This window comes from Desulfatibacillum aliphaticivorans DSM 15576 (genome assembly GCF_000429905.1).
Taxonomy (GTDB): domain Bacteria; phylum Desulfobacterota; class Desulfobacteria; order Desulfobacterales; family Desulfatibacillaceae; genus Desulfatibacillum; species Desulfatibacillum aliphaticivorans.
Genome location: NZ_AUCT01000003.1, coordinates 308313 through 324520, shown reverse-complemented (window position 1 = coordinate 324520; position 16208 = coordinate 308313). Strand labels below are relative to the sequence as shown.

The 16208-nt window shown below is 54.4% G+C and carries 9 protein-coding genes; 3 read left to right on the top strand and 6 right to left on the bottom strand.

What is annotated here, in order from left to right; all coding sequences use genetic code 11:
- Window positions 1-95 precede the first annotated feature (95 nt).
- The 6 genes from G491_RS0105705 to G491_RS0105670 form a co-directional block, all read right to left on the bottom strand.
- Complete coding sequence (locus G491_RS0105705) at window positions 96-1706, bottom strand: YncE family protein (RefSeq protein WP_157468005.1); 1611 nt, start codon at window positions 1704-1706, stop codon at window positions 96-98.
- A 64-nt stretch (window positions 1707-1770) separates the two neighbouring features.
- Window positions 1771-3261, bottom strand: a complete 1491-nt coding sequence (locus G491_RS0105700; protein ID WP_028313888.1) for a B12-binding domain-containing radical SAM protein — start codon at window positions 3259-3261, stop codon at window positions 1771-1773.
- A gap of 30 nt (window positions 3262-3291) precedes the next feature.
- Complete coding sequence (locus G491_RS0105695; protein WP_028313887.1) at window positions 3292-4341, bottom strand: radical SAM/SPASM domain-containing protein; 1050 nt, start codon at window positions 4339-4341, stop codon at window positions 3292-3294.
- Window positions 4342-4346: 5 nt separating this feature from the next.
- On the bottom strand, window positions 4347-5831 hold the full coding sequence (locus tag G491_RS0105690) for a B12-binding domain-containing radical SAM protein (RefSeq protein ID WP_028313886.1): 1485 nt from the start codon (window positions 5829-5831) through the stop codon (window positions 4347-4349).
- 5 nt (window positions 5832-5836) lie between these two features.
- Window positions 5837-5989 (bottom strand): hypothetical protein, encoded by a 153-nt coding sequence (locus G491_RS35325; protein ID WP_157468003.1) that lies wholly within the window; start codon window positions 5987-5989, stop codon window positions 5837-5839.
- A gap of 1709 nt (window positions 5990-7698) precedes the next feature.
- A complete protein-coding gene (locus G491_RS0105670) occupies window positions 7699-8667 on the bottom strand; it encodes a hypothetical protein (protein WP_157468000.1) in 969 nt (322 codons plus the stop codon).
- A gap of 708 nt (window positions 8668-9375) precedes the next feature.
- Here G491_RS0105670 and G491_RS0105665 point away from each other — a divergent pair.
- The 3 genes from G491_RS0105665 (at window position 9376) to G491_RS0105655 (ending at window position 16072) form a co-directional block, all read left to right on the top strand.
- On the top strand, window positions 9376-10272 hold the full coding sequence (locus tag G491_RS0105665) for a radical SAM protein (RefSeq protein ID WP_028313882.1): 897 nt from the start codon (window positions 9376-9378) through the stop codon (window positions 10270-10272).
- A 3-nt stretch (window positions 10273-10275) separates the two neighbouring features.
- A complete protein-coding gene (locus G491_RS0105660) occupies window positions 10276-11451 on the top strand; it encodes an MFS transporter (protein ID WP_028313881.1) in 1176 nt (391 codons plus the stop codon).
- 376 nt (window positions 11452-11827) lie between these two features.
- Window positions 11828-16072 carry a diguanylate cyclase gene (locus tag G491_RS0105655; RefSeq protein ID WP_028313880.1) on the top strand — a complete coding sequence of 1415 codons (4245 nt, stop codon included), beginning with the start codon at window positions 11828-11830 and terminating at the stop codon, window positions 16070-16072.
- The last annotated feature ends 136 nt before the right edge of the window (window positions 16073-16208 follow it).

Genomic DNA, 16208 nt, shown 5'->3' with positions numbered 1-16208 from the left:
CCGCGAATAATGAATTGATAATAGACTGCGAAGTCCGTTTAGGGCAAGAAAATTAGGCCGCAATCCAGGAGGCGCGGGCAGGGGCTTGCTGGATGCTACTTGTCTTTCCAGACGGAGGGCAGGTCTATGCGAAAAACTCCTGACATGGAATGAATCCACAACCGGTCCTGGGAGTCCAAATGCATGCCGTGGGGCCTGCCTCCCACCCGGATTTCCCAAAGCCGTTTTCCGCTTTCCAAGTCAATGGAAAAAACCTTGCCCGAGCAATAGCCCAGGACGTAGATGACATTGCGCTTCGGGTCCAGGCTAAGATACCTGGCGTGGCGTTCGCCTTCATACACCCTTTCGATGGCGAAATCCTTCATACGCACCTTGGTCAGGCCGTCCCATACATTGGACTGACAGTATAAGACGTCCTCTTCCGGAGTGAGGGCCATGGAGGTCAGGGAAAACAAGTCCCACTGTTGGGTGCGCAGGATTTTCAAAGAGTCCGGGTCGATTTCCGAAATGTCCCTTCCCTGCCAGGTGGCGACCACCATGTATAAGAGCCGGGTTTCCCTGGACTGGGAAATGCACCAGGCCCAGCCCCCCTCGCTCAGGGTTCCGGGCTCGTACAGCGGCATGACTTTTACCTGGCGGTTGGCCTCCAGGTCCACCACCGCTATGCTGGGATACATGGACGTGGCAATGTACAGGGCTTTTCCGTTCACGTCCAAAGCCATGTCCATGGGCTCCCACAGCATGGGCGTTACGTAGCCTCCCACCGGGATGGAACGGACGATGGACAGGTCTTTTTTGGAGATTTCGTATAGATGGTTGTCGTGCCAGGGCGCCACAAACATGCTGTCCCCGGTCATTTCCACCCGGCGCACGTTGTGCTCCGTCAGCAAATAAGAGATCTCCCCGGTGCCCAGGTCCTTTTTTACGATGGCGGGAATGGTGGTGCTGCCGTAGGCGTAATAGGTTCCTCCGTAAAAGGCGAACACGGCGTTCAACTCCTCATCGTAAAACACCTCCCGCACCTTGTTTGACGCCTTGATTTCTCCGCGGGTTTTAAACCCCGTCCCTAGGGGAGTCAGGTAGGTGAGATTGTCCGGGTAATCCCGCAGCAAAGCCTGGGCGACTTCCCCCACGTCCATGATTTTGACCACGCCCGCCTGGGATAGGATGGTTTCGTCCGAGGCTGCTCCTGCGCCCCCGATTTTCCATTGCACGATAAAAATTGTCGTCGTAATGGCCAAGGGCAGAAACACCGCGCAGATCAGCCTGAATCTTCCCGCCCGGACGGCCAGCAGGTAATACATGACCATCCAATAAGCCAGCGCAACCCAGGCCCAGCCCATGACGGAGCGCCACATCAAGAAATTGTTGACCAGAAAAAACGACCAGTAAACTTTAAACCCGGGGGTCGCCCGGAGCTTGACTAAAATGTAGACCACAAAGATACCGTAAAACATGGCCCACATGACCACGTTGCACAACAAGTAATAAAAACGCCTTCGGCCGGAAGGGGCCGAGCCTTGGGATCGGGGATGCAGGTCTGTATATTTTTTGGTCGCCCGCCATTCAAAGAGCATTACGGGAGTAAACAGGAGTACGACCGCGGACAGGCTGGTTACGGTTTCGGTGCAGCAGAGGATCAGGACGCCGTGCATATACAGAAAAACCGCCCAGGCCGTCCAAATTGGAAAAACCCAACGGTTCATGAATACGCCGCGTGCGGTCGCTGCTATTGCTCCGCCTTTGTCCATTTACACCCTAATCATCCTTTTAGATTTTTTGTCCGGCGCCTTGCCCAAAACGCCCTGCGGCCGCCCCCCAAACCTGTTTGGCCAGGTTTTTCGTCTTTTGCAGCAAAAGATAGTCCAAAAAGCGGAAAATGGTTCCGGAAATTCGGCGCCCGTTATTGGAGATATGCCGGTATATGGCCCACAACCGTCTTGGACTGCATAAAAACAGAATATAGGCCAGGGATTGATACATCCGTAATTCCGTTGCGCTTACATGGGTCAGGCTATCCTTGACGTTAAAATATAAAGGGCTTCCCACTTTCGAGTCGCCGGGTTTTTTGTTGCAATATTTCCGGGCCAGCTCCGTTCCTTCCTGGGGAATCACGATGAAGAAAAAGGCGCCATGCATCGGGCTTTTCCACGCCCAAAACAGGGTTTTCAGGATTTCACGCCGGGTCTCCGTGGGAAAGCCAAGCATAAACAAGCCCCAGCAAAAAATTCCCAATTCCGAAGCAATCACCGCGTTTTCCTCCAGTTTTTCCAGGTTGATATTTTTTTGGGCCAGTTTTTGAATGCGCGGGGATGCCGACTCCACGGCTACATCGATGTGGTAGGTTCCCACCGAAGCCAGGGCCTCCAAAACTTCCCGGTCCAAAATGTCCGACCGGAGCCCGTTGGGAAAAGTGAACGCCGTTTTCAGCCCCCGCCTTTTGATCTCACTGCATATAGCCAGAACGCGCTTTTTGTTCAGGTTAAATACATCATCGATAATTTCAAACTCATGAATTCCAAAATCCGTTATCAGCCGCTCAATCTCGTCCACCACCTGTAAGGCGTCCATGGGGCGGAATTTTTTTGAAAAAATGTCATGGCAGTATATGCAGTGATACGGGCATCCCCGAGACGTCATTATGTACGCGTAGGGCTCTTTCGTGCTCATGGGGGTCATTCGGGGCTGATATTGGTATTCCTTAAGGTCAATCAGGTCATAGGCGGGGAACGGCATGCTTTTGACGTCAATCAGATCTTTGTTTTTTGGCCAGCAAACCGTTTTACCGTCCGGGTCTGAAAAGGCCAGGCCGCTGATTTCCCTGCCGGGATGAGAGAGCCCCTGTTCGAACATTTCCAAAAGGCTTACAAACGCCTTTTCCCCTTCTCCCATAACCAGATAGTCCGCGGGAATGTGTTTTATCAGGTCAGGGCCCACGGATGATGCAAGGGGGCCGCCCAAGACGACGGGTATTTTCGGGAAGTTGTCTTTCAGGAAAGGAATCAGCGCGCCAACCCGGTCGGCGTCGGCGCTCATGGCGCTGAGGCCAATGCAATCCGGCCTCAGTTCCTTAATATAAGCAATCCATTCCTTTGGGGTCCTTGGGTGAATCCGTTCATCCAGGATAGTGAACTGATCCTTTCCCGGACGCACTTTTTTTGCATAGGCGGCCAGGCACAACAATCCCAGGGGAGGGGCGACGGAGTCTCCTGTTTCCAGAACCGCCTTTCTCATGGCTTTAATCAATAAAACGCGGGACATGCAATACCCCTCTTTTTTTCACGGGAACTCTCAAGGCCGGTTAACCGGGCAGTCGTGAAATCGCTTATAGCTTCGGGTGAGATCGGACCGCCACATTCTCAGAACTATATCCGACAACGGCTCGTTTGTCACGGCGCCGAACCGTTCTTCCATGTAACAGCAGGGCTGCACGTCGCCGAAGGCCGTCACGTGAAACATGAGCCTGTCCAGGGCCGCGCACGAAAACGGCGCCTGGGGATGGTTAATCCAGTCCGACTCCCAGTAAACCCTGCCGGGCTTAAGCAGCTTGCGCATTTGAGCGATTTCGTCCCGGGAAAGCACCACGCGCTTTTTCCCCTCCCAGCCGCCGCACATGATGGAAGTGAGCATACGAACCCGGGCGCCCAGGCCGTCCGCCAGGTTCAGGATGGCCTGCAAACTTCCGTCGGCCAGATTTTTTTGGGTGGCCACCGCGGACACATCGCAGCGAACGCCGTTTTCCAGGCATAGCCTGACGCCCTGCACAGCCTTTGCGTGTAGCCCCTCCACCCCGCGAAAGGCGTCGTGGAGCCTGGGCCGGGCGTGATCAATGCTCACCCTGACGTGATCCGTCCCAAGGGCGGCCAGGCTTTTCACCCTGTCCGAATCCAGCAGATAGCCGTTGGTGTCCATGCTCACCCGCATGCCCAGGCCTTTGGCGGTTTTGACGAAATCGTCCAGGTTGGGGTGCAGCAGGGGCTCCCCACCGAACAAATACAGGTTGGCCGTCCCGGCCTTGCTGCATTGTTTTATGAGGTCGATGATCTGGCCCTTGGAAAGCTCTGGCCGGTTTTTTTGCTGGTTGGTTCGGGATCCGCAATGGGGGCATTGGCACTGGCATTGATAGGTCAGGGAAATCATGGCCGTGGCCCCGAACAAAGGCGCGGACATCATCCTCATGGAGGGCATGAGCGCGTCCTTATAGGCCGTCAGAATCAGCCGGGACAGGGGATCGTCGAACCGGGAAAATCGCTCGGACAGCCTGCTTCGGACCTTGTTTAGGCCTTGGGAAGCGCCTGTCCGCATGCCGGACCGGACGGATGAAGTCTTTGCTTTTCCCATAATCCCTACGCAGTCCTGGGGGTGATGCGGAATTTAAAAATTTTTCGCGCCTTGGCCTTTATCGTGTAAAGGATTTTGTCCGCCACAATGTATCGCACAATGCCGAAAGCCAGGGAAACCAAATGGTTAAACGGCGCTACTCCGCTGGTGTATATCAAATACACGCGCCAGGGGTTGAAAAAAAAGATGAAATAAGCCAGGGAATGCATGATTGACAGCTCCCGGGGGCCCACCGCGCCCAAAGCGCCTTCCGGCAGAAAATAATCCCACAGGCGTTTTTCCCCATGACTTTCAATGGCCTCCTCGTATTTTTGGGCCAGTTCCGTGCCTTCAAAGGGAACCACCGGAAAAAAATACGCCCCGTGCAGCTTGGACGAGGTCGCAAACCAGATGGTTTTCCACAACTCCCAGCGGCTTTCCTTGGGCAGTCCCATCATGAGAAAGCCCCAGGTGAAAATTTTCAGGTCCGCGGCGATGGCGATGTTCTCGCGGATTTTTTTCAGGTTGATGTTCTTTCTTAAAACCTTCTGGATGCGGGGCGAGGCCGTCTCGACGGCGAAGGCCATGTGCACGGTTCCCATGTCCTTTAAGGCTTCCAGTGTTTCCCGGTCCAGAATATCGCCTCGAACTCCGTTGGGAAAAGTGAAATAGGTTTCCAGCCCCCGTTTTTTAATCTCGGCGCTAATGTCTTTGACCCGTTGTTTATCCAGGTTGAAAATGTCGTCAAAAACCTCGAACTCATGCACTCCGTAGGCGTTGATCATGTGCTCGATTTCGTTCACCACCCGCATGGCGCTCATGGCCCGGAACTTTCCTGAAAAAATGTCGTGGCAGTATATGCAATGATAGGGGCATCCCCGGGACGTAAACAACGGCGCGTATAACTGGGTCGTGCGCACCGGCGTCATGCGGTCCCGGCCCACGTAATCCTGCAGGTTGATGAGATCGTAGGCCGGATAGGGCAGGTCGTCCAGGTCGGCCCGGTTTTTGGAAGGCGGATTATCGATGATTTTTCCCGAATCATCCCGAAAAGCCAGCCCGGCAATCTGATCAAAAGGATAATCCTCATTCCCGTCCAGGGCTTCCAGTAATTGCGTAAAAGGGATTTCCCCCTCGCCCTTGACCACATAATCAATGTTTGCGTCATCCAAAAGCCGGGCCCCGGAGGACGACGCCAAAGGCCCGCCTATGACGATTTTCGCCCGAGGCAGGGCGCGTTTGAAAACCGGCAGCAAATAATCCACCTGATCCTGTTCGATGGACATGCTGCTGAAGCCGATGACTTCCGGTTGCAGGTCTTTCAGATACGCCTCCCACTCCCTGGAAGTTTTGGCGTAAACCCGCTCGTCGACCATGGTGAAAACATCCTTGCCGGGGCGCTGCTCCCTTGCGTAAGCCGCCAAGTACAAGACTCCCAAAGGCGGCGAGGTCGCCAGGTAATGGTCCGTATATTCCCGTTTTCGATTTTTTATGAGCAGGACATTCGCCATACAATTCACACGCCCGAAGATCGGGGCGCGCCTCCCTTTTCATCAGGCTGCGGGGCGGGCGTCTCGGAAAAATGCAGGGCCGGCTGCGGGGCGTAAAAATCCTCCCGGCGTGCGCAAACAAAAATGCGGCCGCAATTTTCATGCTGTTTATTTTGCATAATCCCCCCCCTCAGGAATCATTTACACAGTCGATTTCATATCCCTAATACCACTCCTGGCCTTTCAATTAAAGGCTAAAAAAACTTCCGGCCAACTGCCCAAATGAACAACTGCATAAATACCTAACAGCACGTCTCCGGCGGCGAACTGCGTAATGAAATAACTACATAACAGCGCGCCTCCGGCGGCAAACTGCGTAACGACTTAAGGACTTGCCTCCGGCGGCAAACTTTTAAAAAAGTTTGATCAAAACTTAAAAATGGCGCTTCGCGCAGGGGCGCAGACAGGTTTGTCATTCCCGAACGCCCCTGTCGGGAATCCAGAGTCCCTGTCCTTGTCTTTAGGCGCCCCAGGCAGCGTAGTTTGCTGCCTGGGTGCGGGGCGCAAAAGGCGCGACCTGATCTCTTTCCCAACGCTAAAAACACCCTGCGTCCCTAAAATACTAAAGGGGACCTGGAAAATGGAATTTCGGTTGACGCCCGCACGCAGGGAATCGGTTTTTTCCCATCCTTAGTTTTGGGCGAGGTCTTTGACATTCGAATAAAAATACGGCAATGTTGAGGATAGGCCGCCATGGCAGGGACGCCCCTTCCCCTGATATAAACGCCCGCCAAATCGGTAATTTTTTGGATTTAGGCAATATAACCAATTAATTTTAATAATAATTAAAAGTTAGTGAATTAATCAAAGACGTCCCCTGAAAGACCTATGAATGGACAACATGTGGTTCATGACACAAGAGATATCCCACGATTTCGGTACTTACAAGAAAGAGATGACTTCCGAGAATTCGCCATTTCATTCATGACGTTAGTGAAAGCAAAGGGAGAGGAAGATTGAAAATTTTAAAAAGAATGGTCGCCATTTCCACACTTGCTTGTTTGTTTTTTTTTTGCATGTTCACAAAGAACAGATGTTGTTTGGCCTGACGGACGGCATTGGGCAAAAAATCCGCAATTTCAAATTGGTCCCTACGAGGTTCTTGGAGAGACATCCATAGATTGCAACGCAGTTTATGTAAACTCATATGCAATTACTAATAGGGATTTTACTCATAAATCATACACATATTATCGCTTTTGGCCAAATGGGCGAGTGCTAAAAGGGTTCTCTGGGACAATGCCGACTGTCGAAATTGCTGAGGATTTCTCAGGGGCCACTATGGGCTTTTATGCCATCAAAGATGAATGCTTGACTATGGAATTCTTTATACCTGATTCGACAATTTATAACTGGGATTATATCCGGGTGTATGCCAGAATCGAGAATGGAGATTTGGTTAAATACAAATCCGAAATACGAGGTGAAATCAATAACTATAATGACATCATATATAAGCATCACAACCTTGGATGTTTGGAAAGAAAGGCAGACTGGTAAAGATTTTTGGGCTTCAGGGGACGCTTTAAAAAAGTAAAGCCCTCCCCCAGTCGCCATCAGGCTCAGCCCAGTCAGTCCCCCAGGCGGTCCAGCGGCATAAGCATCAGCCTTTGCCTTTGTTGTCAACCCTTTCCATGATAACCCCCTGGGTCTGATTCTTGCCTATCATGACGTCAATATGACCTGGGGGACATAAACCCCTCGTGGAATAATCAGGGATGTCCCCATAAACCGTCTGCCGCGACAGCTTTGAGGAATTGTGTCAGGATCAACGCTGGCAAGCCCAAATCAAAAAAAAGGACGAAACAGGGTAAAATCCGCGCTCTTTTTATGAAGCAGACCGCTCCTCGTCCTTTTCGGACCGGGTCCACAGCTTCAGGTTTCTGAAATCCTCACGGGCGAGGCCGGTCTGGGTCAGGCCCAGGGCCGGATACAAGACGCCCCGCAGGAGCCACAGCAAAAAGGCCAGCGCACCCAAGGGGAAAACCACGCCGTTCAAAAGCTTGATCACAAACAGCCGCGCCACGCTCATGGCGATGTCTTTTGTCGCCGTCAGGGAGTACTGCATCAACTCCAGGGACTTGTCGTACAGGAATTTGGCTTTGTCGGTGATTTTGTCGATGCTGTGGAATTCGGACACGTCAAAATGCCGCCCCGCTTCTTCAAAGGACGAAAACAAAGACGCCTCCAAGGGCGCGGTGGTCGCCTGGGAAAGGTTCGCCGCTAAGTATACGGACAAGGGCAGCACCAGTAAAAACACGATGGCCGCCAAAAGGGTCATTTTGGATATGCGTTCCACGGAAACGGCCCAGGCGTTGGTTTCCTTCAGCCACGGCCGGATCAGAAACCACAGGCTAAACCCGGACAGGGATACGATCAACAAAATATGGGCCACGGGATAGCAGCCCTGGAGCACGCTTTTGGTCACCGTGGAAAATATGATGCTCAGGATGAGAATGCGCCAGGCCAGATTCAAATAATCCAGCACAGGCTGGAGGGCGTCGCCCACCTCCATTTCCGTGCCTGCATTGGCGAAGACCACGCCGGCCTCAAACTGGAGGGTCGTGCCTTCGATGATGTCCGCCGCTCCCTTGGCCAGGCCGATGGGAATCATTAATTGCGCCGTGTCGCGCACGGAGGTTTCCAAAAAGGAGTCGTTGTATTCCGCCATGGGGCGCATGACGGCGCGATAGGCTTTTTCCAGCGGTCCTCCCGCAGCCAGGGCCAGAAAAATCAACGTGACCGCCAGGGGCCAGTACATCAGGGCCAAACGCTTCGCCTTTGCATTTATCGCCATGCCTTCCTCCATGAATGGCCGAGGTTTTTTTGACGCTACTTCCGGGAATCAAGTTTTCTCAACATATTCAAGAAAATGCAGTGGGCTATGAGGTATTAAACATCAAAGCCGGCGTCCCAAAAACTCCCTCCCCCTTGACGGGGGAGGGTTGGGGTGGGGGTGATATTGTTCGGTATTACGGACAGTCCCCCCCATCCTGTCCTTCCCCCGCCAGGGGGGAAGGAACCATGACTCTCGGGCTCTGGTATATAGATAGATCTAAGCCGCCTACATACCTACTTAATTTCAAAGCGCTACTTACAATCCCGAAGGTTGAGCGGGTAGGTCGGATGGTTCTGCATTCTGAGGCTATGACGAAAAGGCATAGAGTCAATTTCCTCCGGCGTATCCGGAATCGAAAACGTGTGCACGCAGGTTCATCCGACAACAAAAATATTTTACACAAGATAATGCACACTTTCAATTGTACAACAATACCCGGGAATTCATGGGGGATACGATCCTGATCTCATTGGGCGCCGCTCCGGTTTGGAACTCATGCCCGAGATCAGGTCATGTCCCCGAATTCCCCCATCGCACGGCCCCTGCAGTCATCCCTGGAAGATTGAAAGGCTATGATAAATGCACAAATACAGTGACAAAGCCGGCCAAACCCATTAAAAGGGAACGGGTGGAGGCAATTTTTATCAGCACGGAGCAACAATCAGTATGAGCGAAAAGGAAATCCCCAACGGGTTTCATTATGTAGGCAATTGCATCCGGCCGCCCAGCGAGGCCAATTCCATCCTGCTGCAGGCCACCTTGGGATGCTCCCATTCCAAATGCACCTTTTGCGGCGCGTACAAGGATAAGAGATTCGCCATCAAGGACCGCAAGCATCTGGAAAGCGACCTCCGGTTCGCCCGGCATTACTGCAAGCGCCAGGACCGGGTTTTCGTCATGGACGGCGACGCCTTTATCATGCCCATGAAGCATTGGAAATGGCTTTTGGGCGAGATCAGGGACAAGCTGCCCTGGGTCAGGCGCACCACCTGTTACGCCAATCTCAAGTCCATCATGTTGAAGTCGGACGAAGACCTGAAATGGCTGTATGATAACGGGCTGAAAGCGGTGTTTCTGGGCTTGGAGTCGGGCCACGCCCAGGTGCGGAAGGACATCCGCAAGGGCGGAACTCCCGAGGATTTGATTCACCATTGCAAGAGGTTGAGAAAATCCGGCATCAAGCTGGTTTCCATCGTGCTGTTGGGCCTGGGGCAGACCCATTTGAGCATGGAGCACGCCCGGGAGACGGGCCGCGCTCTTTCGGAGATCGACCCCGAAGCGGTCAGCGCCCTGAGCCTCATGCCCTTGCGCAACACCCCCTTGGGCGAAGCCTATGAGCGGGGAGAATTTGACATGCCCGATCCTTTGGGCATCATCAGGGAATTGCGGGAGTTGGTTGAGCACACGAATCTAAGCCGCGGATCGTTTCGGTCCGTCCATGCCAGCAACTATTTGCCTATTGACGCCAAGTTCCCCCGGGACAAAGAGGCCGTCCTGGCGACATTGGATCAGGCCCTGGCCGGAAACGTCCAGCTAAAGCCGGAATGGATGCGGGGCTTGTAGCCTATGGCCAAATCCTCTTCAGGCATCCTGTTTTTGCTGTCTGTCTCCGTGGGCGTTTCCATGATCGGGCTGGGCATCATCTGGCCCTTGATCCCGGTTTACGCCGTGGAGCTTGGGGCCGGCGGATTCATGGTGGGCCTGATCATCGCCAGCTTCAACCTTTCCAAGGCCGCGTTCGGGCCGTTTATGGGAAGGTTTTCCGACAGCCTGGGGAGGAAGAAATTCATCACGGCCGGGCTGATCGCCTATACCTTCATGTCCGTCATGTACGTATTGGCGGGCAGCGCCGAGACGCTTATCGCCGTACGGATTTTCCACGGCATGGCGTCGGTCATGGTGGTTCCCATCGCCATGGCCCTGGCTGCGGACATCGCCCCCAAGCACGAGCTGGGCCTGTACATGGGCACCCTGAACATGGCCGTCATGCTGGGATTGGGCGCCGGGCCGGTTCTGGGCGGCGCTCTTCGCGATCATTTCGGCATGGACTCCGCTTTTATTGCCATGGGGCTATTGGCCCTGATCACCTGCATCCTGGTGGTCATCGTCATTCCTTCGGACGCGGAAACCCGATCATTCAAGGAAAATCAAGCCCGGTCATCAGTGGGCCAGATCGTCCGCCACCGGATTGCTTTGGGCATCATCTTTATGCGTTTTCTGGCCGCTTCAGGCCAGGGCGCGGTATACACATTCCTGCCCCTTCTAGGTTTGAAAATGGACATGTCCAGCTCCCAGGTCGGCATTCTGCTTTCAGCCAACATCTTTCTCATCGCCTTTTTGCAGCGGTTCAGCGGCAGGCTGGCGGACCGGGTCAATCCTAAATATTTGGTTATTTTCGGAACCTTTTTAGCCGGTTTCGCCGTGTTGGGCATGCCCATGGTGAAAGGATTTTTTCTGGTTCTGGTCCTGAATATTGTCATGGGCGCGGCCAACGGGCTGGCCCTGCCCGGAGGTCTGGTCATCACGGCCCAGTTAGGACGCACCATGGGCATGGCGTCTCTCATGAGCATCACGGACGCAGCCTGGAGCCTGGGCATGATCGTCTCCCCCATTTTGTCCGGGATCATTCTGGACGTATACGGCCTTCCCTACGTTTTTCTCATGGGAAGCGCCCTGATTCTCACGGGCGGGGCGGCAGTCTCCCTGTTTTTGCGGACTTACGATCCCGCCAAGGAATACTGAACCGGGGGCTGTCCCCGTGGATTCAATCCTGCCGAAAATGGATAGTAAGCATTGTTTCAAGCGGTCATCGGAGGCCCGGTTTTGTATGCTCCTCTAACCTTGGTTTATCGTCCCTAAAGCGGGAGCATGGAGGCTCCGTTTCGCCCCCTTGGCGCTCCTAATTCTTCCCAAACTGTTTTATCCTTGAAGCTATTGCGATAATCCTGTAATATCCTAACGAGTTGCATTGTAGAAAATTAGGAAGCTAGTCCCTGCCGGCGGTTATTCCAAAAAAGGCGAAAAATAGCCTGAACGGACAAAGCGAAATTCATCCTGGCATTGACTTCCCGGGCTATGGCCCTTCCATAAATCTTTTCATTATATAGGCCTGAAAAACATGGAAGAACTTGCGGATCTGGTTTTTTTTCTGGAAAACTCGGGCAAAGATCCCACGAGCATGATCTTCGACGACGAGCTTACGGGGCTTCGCAACCGGCGGTTTATTAAAAATCATCTGGAGTTCAGGGTCCAATGGGGGGACTTGAAAGCGCGTCCCACTTCCATGGTCTTTGTGGATATCGACAACCTTGACCAGATCAACGACGCCCTGGGCCGGGATCTGGGCACGGCAGTCCTTAAGCATTTGGCCGAGCTTGTGAAGCAAGCCGCTCCGGAAGGGTCCACTCCCGTCCGGTACGGCGCCGACGAGTTTGTCATTCTGCTGCCTGAAGAGCCCAAGAAAACCGCAGTCACCATAGGCAGAAAACTTATCAGCGCGGTCCATGGGGCGCCTTATATTTCCGAGGACGCCACCCTGGAAATTCCGTTTACCATCAGCGTCAGCATCACCACGGCGCCGGAAGACGCCGAGTCTGACAAGACCTTTGTGGAAAGAGCCCTGACCGCCCTCAAAATGGCCAAAGACCTGGGCGGGGACCGGGCCATTAACGCCGCGGAAATCAGCCCGGAGAACGAAGCTGCGGAAAGCATGCTGCACAAGGATGCAGCGAAAAACGCCGGCCGTAAAAGCCAATTGGCGCAGGTTTCCCAGGCGCTTAAACGCTTTGGAAAGCGCGAAAGCCAGTTGGTGCTTGTGGAAGGCGGGCCCGGCATGGGCAAGACCTCCTTTCTGGACACCATCAACACCCAGCTATCCAAGACCAAGGTCGCCCGCATCAGACTCGCCGGCGTGACGCAGGAATTGTTCCGGCCCTATTACCTGGTTTCCAACCTGGTGCAGGAATTGCTTTATCGCCGCAAGGACAAGGGGGGGGAGATCCTGGCGAACCTGGACCCTGTGGCATTGTGCGCCCTTTCCTCGGCCTTTGTGCCTTCGGGCGACATGCGCATACACACCCGGCAGGCGGCGGATGTGGACCTGGGAGACGAGACCCAAAAACGCGAGCACGTGTTCAACGCCATGGCCTCGATTATTCCCAAGCTGATCGAGAACAAACCCTTGATCGTCCTGGTGGACGACCTGCACCTGGTGGACGAAGCGTCTCTGCTGATATTCAAGCATTTGATTGCGCAGAAATCCCTGCCGTTGTTCCTGTGCGGAAGCGGTCCGGATGCGCTCCAGGCGGACGGCGAACACGGCCCTCTGTGGCGATTCGTTCAGTCGGTGATCGAAATGGCGCCATTGGAAACCATACACCTGACGCCCCTTTCGCCCCAGGAAATTGAAGCCCATTTCAATAAGCTCTATCCCGGTGTGAGGCTGCCCGAGCAGTTGTGCGAAGACATCGCCCAGGTCAGCCAGGGCAATCCCCTGTTTTTCAACGGGATCATGTTCAAGCTGGTTTTTGACGAAAAAATCCGGCGCGCGGACGGCCATTGGGTGGTGGACCCCATTGAGGAGGACTATCTGCCCCGGTCCATGGACGAAATCATCTCCCAAAAGGTGGCTTCCCTGGATCAGGAAAGCCAGGCCCTTTTGGACCGGGCCTCCGCTTTTGGAGACGCCGTGACCTTAAGCCTTTTGACCGGCAGCTCGGAAATGGACGAAGCCGCGGTCCTGGACTTTTTGGACAATGCGGCGGCCCAGGGGCTGGTCAGCGCCACCTTCCATATGAACGACGAGAACATCCGGTTCTTGGGCAACCAGGTCCGGCAGGTCATTTACGGAAAAATCGGCCAGGAGGAAAAGGAGCGGCTGCACGAGAACATCGGCGACTACCAGGAGGAGCTCTACAAGAAGCGCCTTATGCCGTCCCCCGCCATCCTGGCGTATCATTATCAGCGTTCCGCCAACCTGGAAAAAGCCAAGCTCTACGAGCAAATCCAGGCCCAGCAAAACGAAATGATCTTCAACCCGGATGAGGCCGAAAGCTATTCGGGCCGCACTCCCGAATGGGACGACGACGCCCAGGCCCCGGACCAGCCCCTGGCTCCCGAGCATTATCCTCTGGCGGCCAAGGTCATTCGCGCCCTGCTCATCGCCATTCGCAACACCAAGTTGTACCCCACGGGCAGCGACTTGACGGCCAATGCGGTCAACAAGTTCAAGGAAGTCCTGGAAACCGTGCTGGTTCACACGCCCCGTTTGACCATCGTGTTGGAAAAGGATGTTATTTACGCCAACGGGGACGCCCTGGATATCCCGGAGATCAAAACCGTTTCCGAAGCCTTTTCCGGGTTTATGGGGACCATGGACCTGAAGAGCATTGCCTTTTCTCACGGCGCCACCCTGGCGGAACTGGTCCGGCTGGTGGAAGGCATCAGCGAGGTGGATCCCAAAAACATCCACAAACGCTTTTGGAAAGAGTTTTCCACGGAAAACAGGCTCAGACGGGTCCAGGTCAAGCAGGTCACCTACACCCAGGTGTCGGGCGAAGAACAGCAGACTTCGGGAGCGTCAAGCAAGGAAACGGAACTGGGCAGCGAAGAGCAGGTGTTGGCCGCCAAGGTGGTTAAAACTCTGCTAAGCTCCGCCAGCAAGCTCAAACTCTATCCCGCATCAGGCCCGGTGGCCCAGGAGTCCATTGAGGAAGTGATGAAAATCCTCAAGGTCTTTTTGGACAAGCACGAAGTCATGACCCTGGCCGGGGTGGACCAATCCCTGCTGTTGAACGGCAACAAGGTGGACGCCCGGGTTTTCGACAAGCTAACGCCTTTCATGCTTAAGTTTTTGGAGTCCGCCTGCCTGAAAAGCGTGACTTTTTATCAAAAAGCTTCCAAGCAGGAGCTGACGGTTTTTCTGGCCAACGTGGGCAAGCAGCCCCAGGACGGAACCGCCGACGAGTTTTGGGCCAATGTGGGCATGGAAAATAAGCTGTCCACCATCTATTTCAACATCAGCGTCTACGACGTCCTGGCCGATCAAATCGCCCTGCAAGCCGCCGGGGAGGGGCAGGGCGGCCAAGAAGAGGAAGAAGAGGTTGAAGAGCCCCTGGAGTTGGAAAGCGACGAAGGGGATCTGGAGATGCCGCCCGAGTCGGAGGAACAGGATATTTCCCTGGAGCCTTCGGTGGAGAACATCCGGGACCTTTTTCTCAAAGGAAATGAAAAAGGCGTGGCAAGAGTCCTGGAGGTTCTGTTCTATAAATATTCCGAAAACGAGGAAGGGCGCCGGGAGCAGGTGCTGGAAACTTGCCGGGAGTTGCTGAACGCCCCGGAGCTTTCTCCTGAGCCCCGGTTCGCGCCCCTGCTTGTGGATCCCCTTTTGGCCGTCCTGCCGGCGGAGAGCGACGCGCAGCTCTTGGAAAACATGGCTTCGCTGCTGTACGATACCGCCGCCAACTTTGTTCGCATCGGGGAATACTCCCTGGCCACCTGGATTTTCGGGCACTTTGCCAGACGCAGGGAAGCCATGGAAATGGAAGACCCCGAAGGCATCATACCCGAAGCTCTGACCCGGCAGCCGGAGGGAGACATGGCCCTGACCCTCATGGCCGATGTGGCCTCGGGAGAGGGGTTCCGTCAGCAATCGGCCTTCGCCCTGATGGGCGGCATGGGGGACTCGGGAGTCCGGCTGTTGTTGAACATCATCAAGGATAATGACGACGTCAGAACCCGTCAGATAGCGGCCAGCCAGTTGGAAAAGATCGGCTATCAGGCGGTGGAGAAGCTGAAACAGGAATTGGTCAACGAAAACAGCGGCAAACGAAAAGCCCGCATAGTGGAAGTTATCGACACCGCTACCACGGACCTGAAAACGGAGTTGACCTTTCTTTTGGCGGACTCCAACACGTCGGTCAGAAAGGCGGGGTTCGCCTTGGCCGAGCGCCTGAACGCCCCCTATGTGGTGAACATTTTAAGCAACCTCCTGGACGACGAAAGGCCGGAGATCGCTAAGGAAGCGGTTGTCTGCCTGGGCAAAACCGCCGCTCCGGGAAGCGCTGGCATCATCGTCAAGCAAATGGATGTGAACAAGGCGCCCGAACTTTTGGAAGCCTGCTGCCAGGCTTTAGGCAGGTTGGCCGACCCGGAAGCCATTGTGCCTTTGTCAAAAATTCTTTCGTACAAAAAAACCCTTTTCTCCAAAAAGGAGTATGCGGCATCCGTTCGCGCCGCCGCCGCTTTCGCCCTGGCCGGCATTCCGCACAAGCTGGCCAAAGGCGCTCTGGCGGCCTATGCGGACGATCCGGAGCCCAGGGTGAGGGAGGCGGCGCAAAAGGTAATGGGCGTCTCGCAGGATTGACATTATTGGTATAATCCGTGCATGATATCTTTGGTACGAGGGTGACCCGACCCGGGCCTTAAGATTCTTGACAAATGCAATAAAAAAGCCCAATCATATTCAGGAGAAATGATCGAGCGAATCAGGGTGAAGATCA

Coding starts and splice junctions, on each gene's coding strand:
- G491_RS0105705 (WP_157468005.1), bottom strand. CDS start 1,706: ATGAACCGTTGGGTTTTTCCAATTTGGACGGCCTGGGCGGTTTTTCTG.
- G491_RS0105700 (WP_028313888.1), bottom strand. CDS start 3,261: ATGTCCCGCGTTTTATTGATTAAAGCCATGAGAAAGGCGGTTCTGGAA.
- G491_RS0105695 (WP_028313887.1), bottom strand. CDS start 4,341: ATGGGAAAAGCAAAGACTTCATCCGTCCGGTCCGGCATGCGGACAGGC.
- G491_RS0105690 (WP_028313886.1), bottom strand. CDS start 5,831: ATGGCGAATGTCCTGCTCATAAAAAATCGAAAACGGGAATATACGGAC.
- G491_RS35325 (WP_157468003.1), bottom strand. CDS start 5,989: ATGCAAAATAAACAGCATGAAAATTGCGGCCGCATTTTTGTTTGCGCA.
- G491_RS0105670 (WP_157468000.1), bottom strand. CDS start 8,667: ATGGCGATAAATGCAAAGGCGAAGCGTTTGGCCCTGATGTACTGGCCC.
- G491_RS0105665 (WP_028313882.1), top strand. CDS start 9,376: ATGAGCGAAAAGGAAATCCCCAACGGGTTTCATTATGTAGGCAATTGC.
- G491_RS0105660 (WP_028313881.1), top strand. CDS start 10,276: ATGGCCAAATCCTCTTCAGGCATCCTGTTTTTGCTGTCTGTCTCCGTG.
- G491_RS0105655 (WP_028313880.1), top strand. CDS start 11,828: ATGGAAGAACTTGCGGATCTGGTTTTTTTTCTGGAAAACTCGGGCAAA.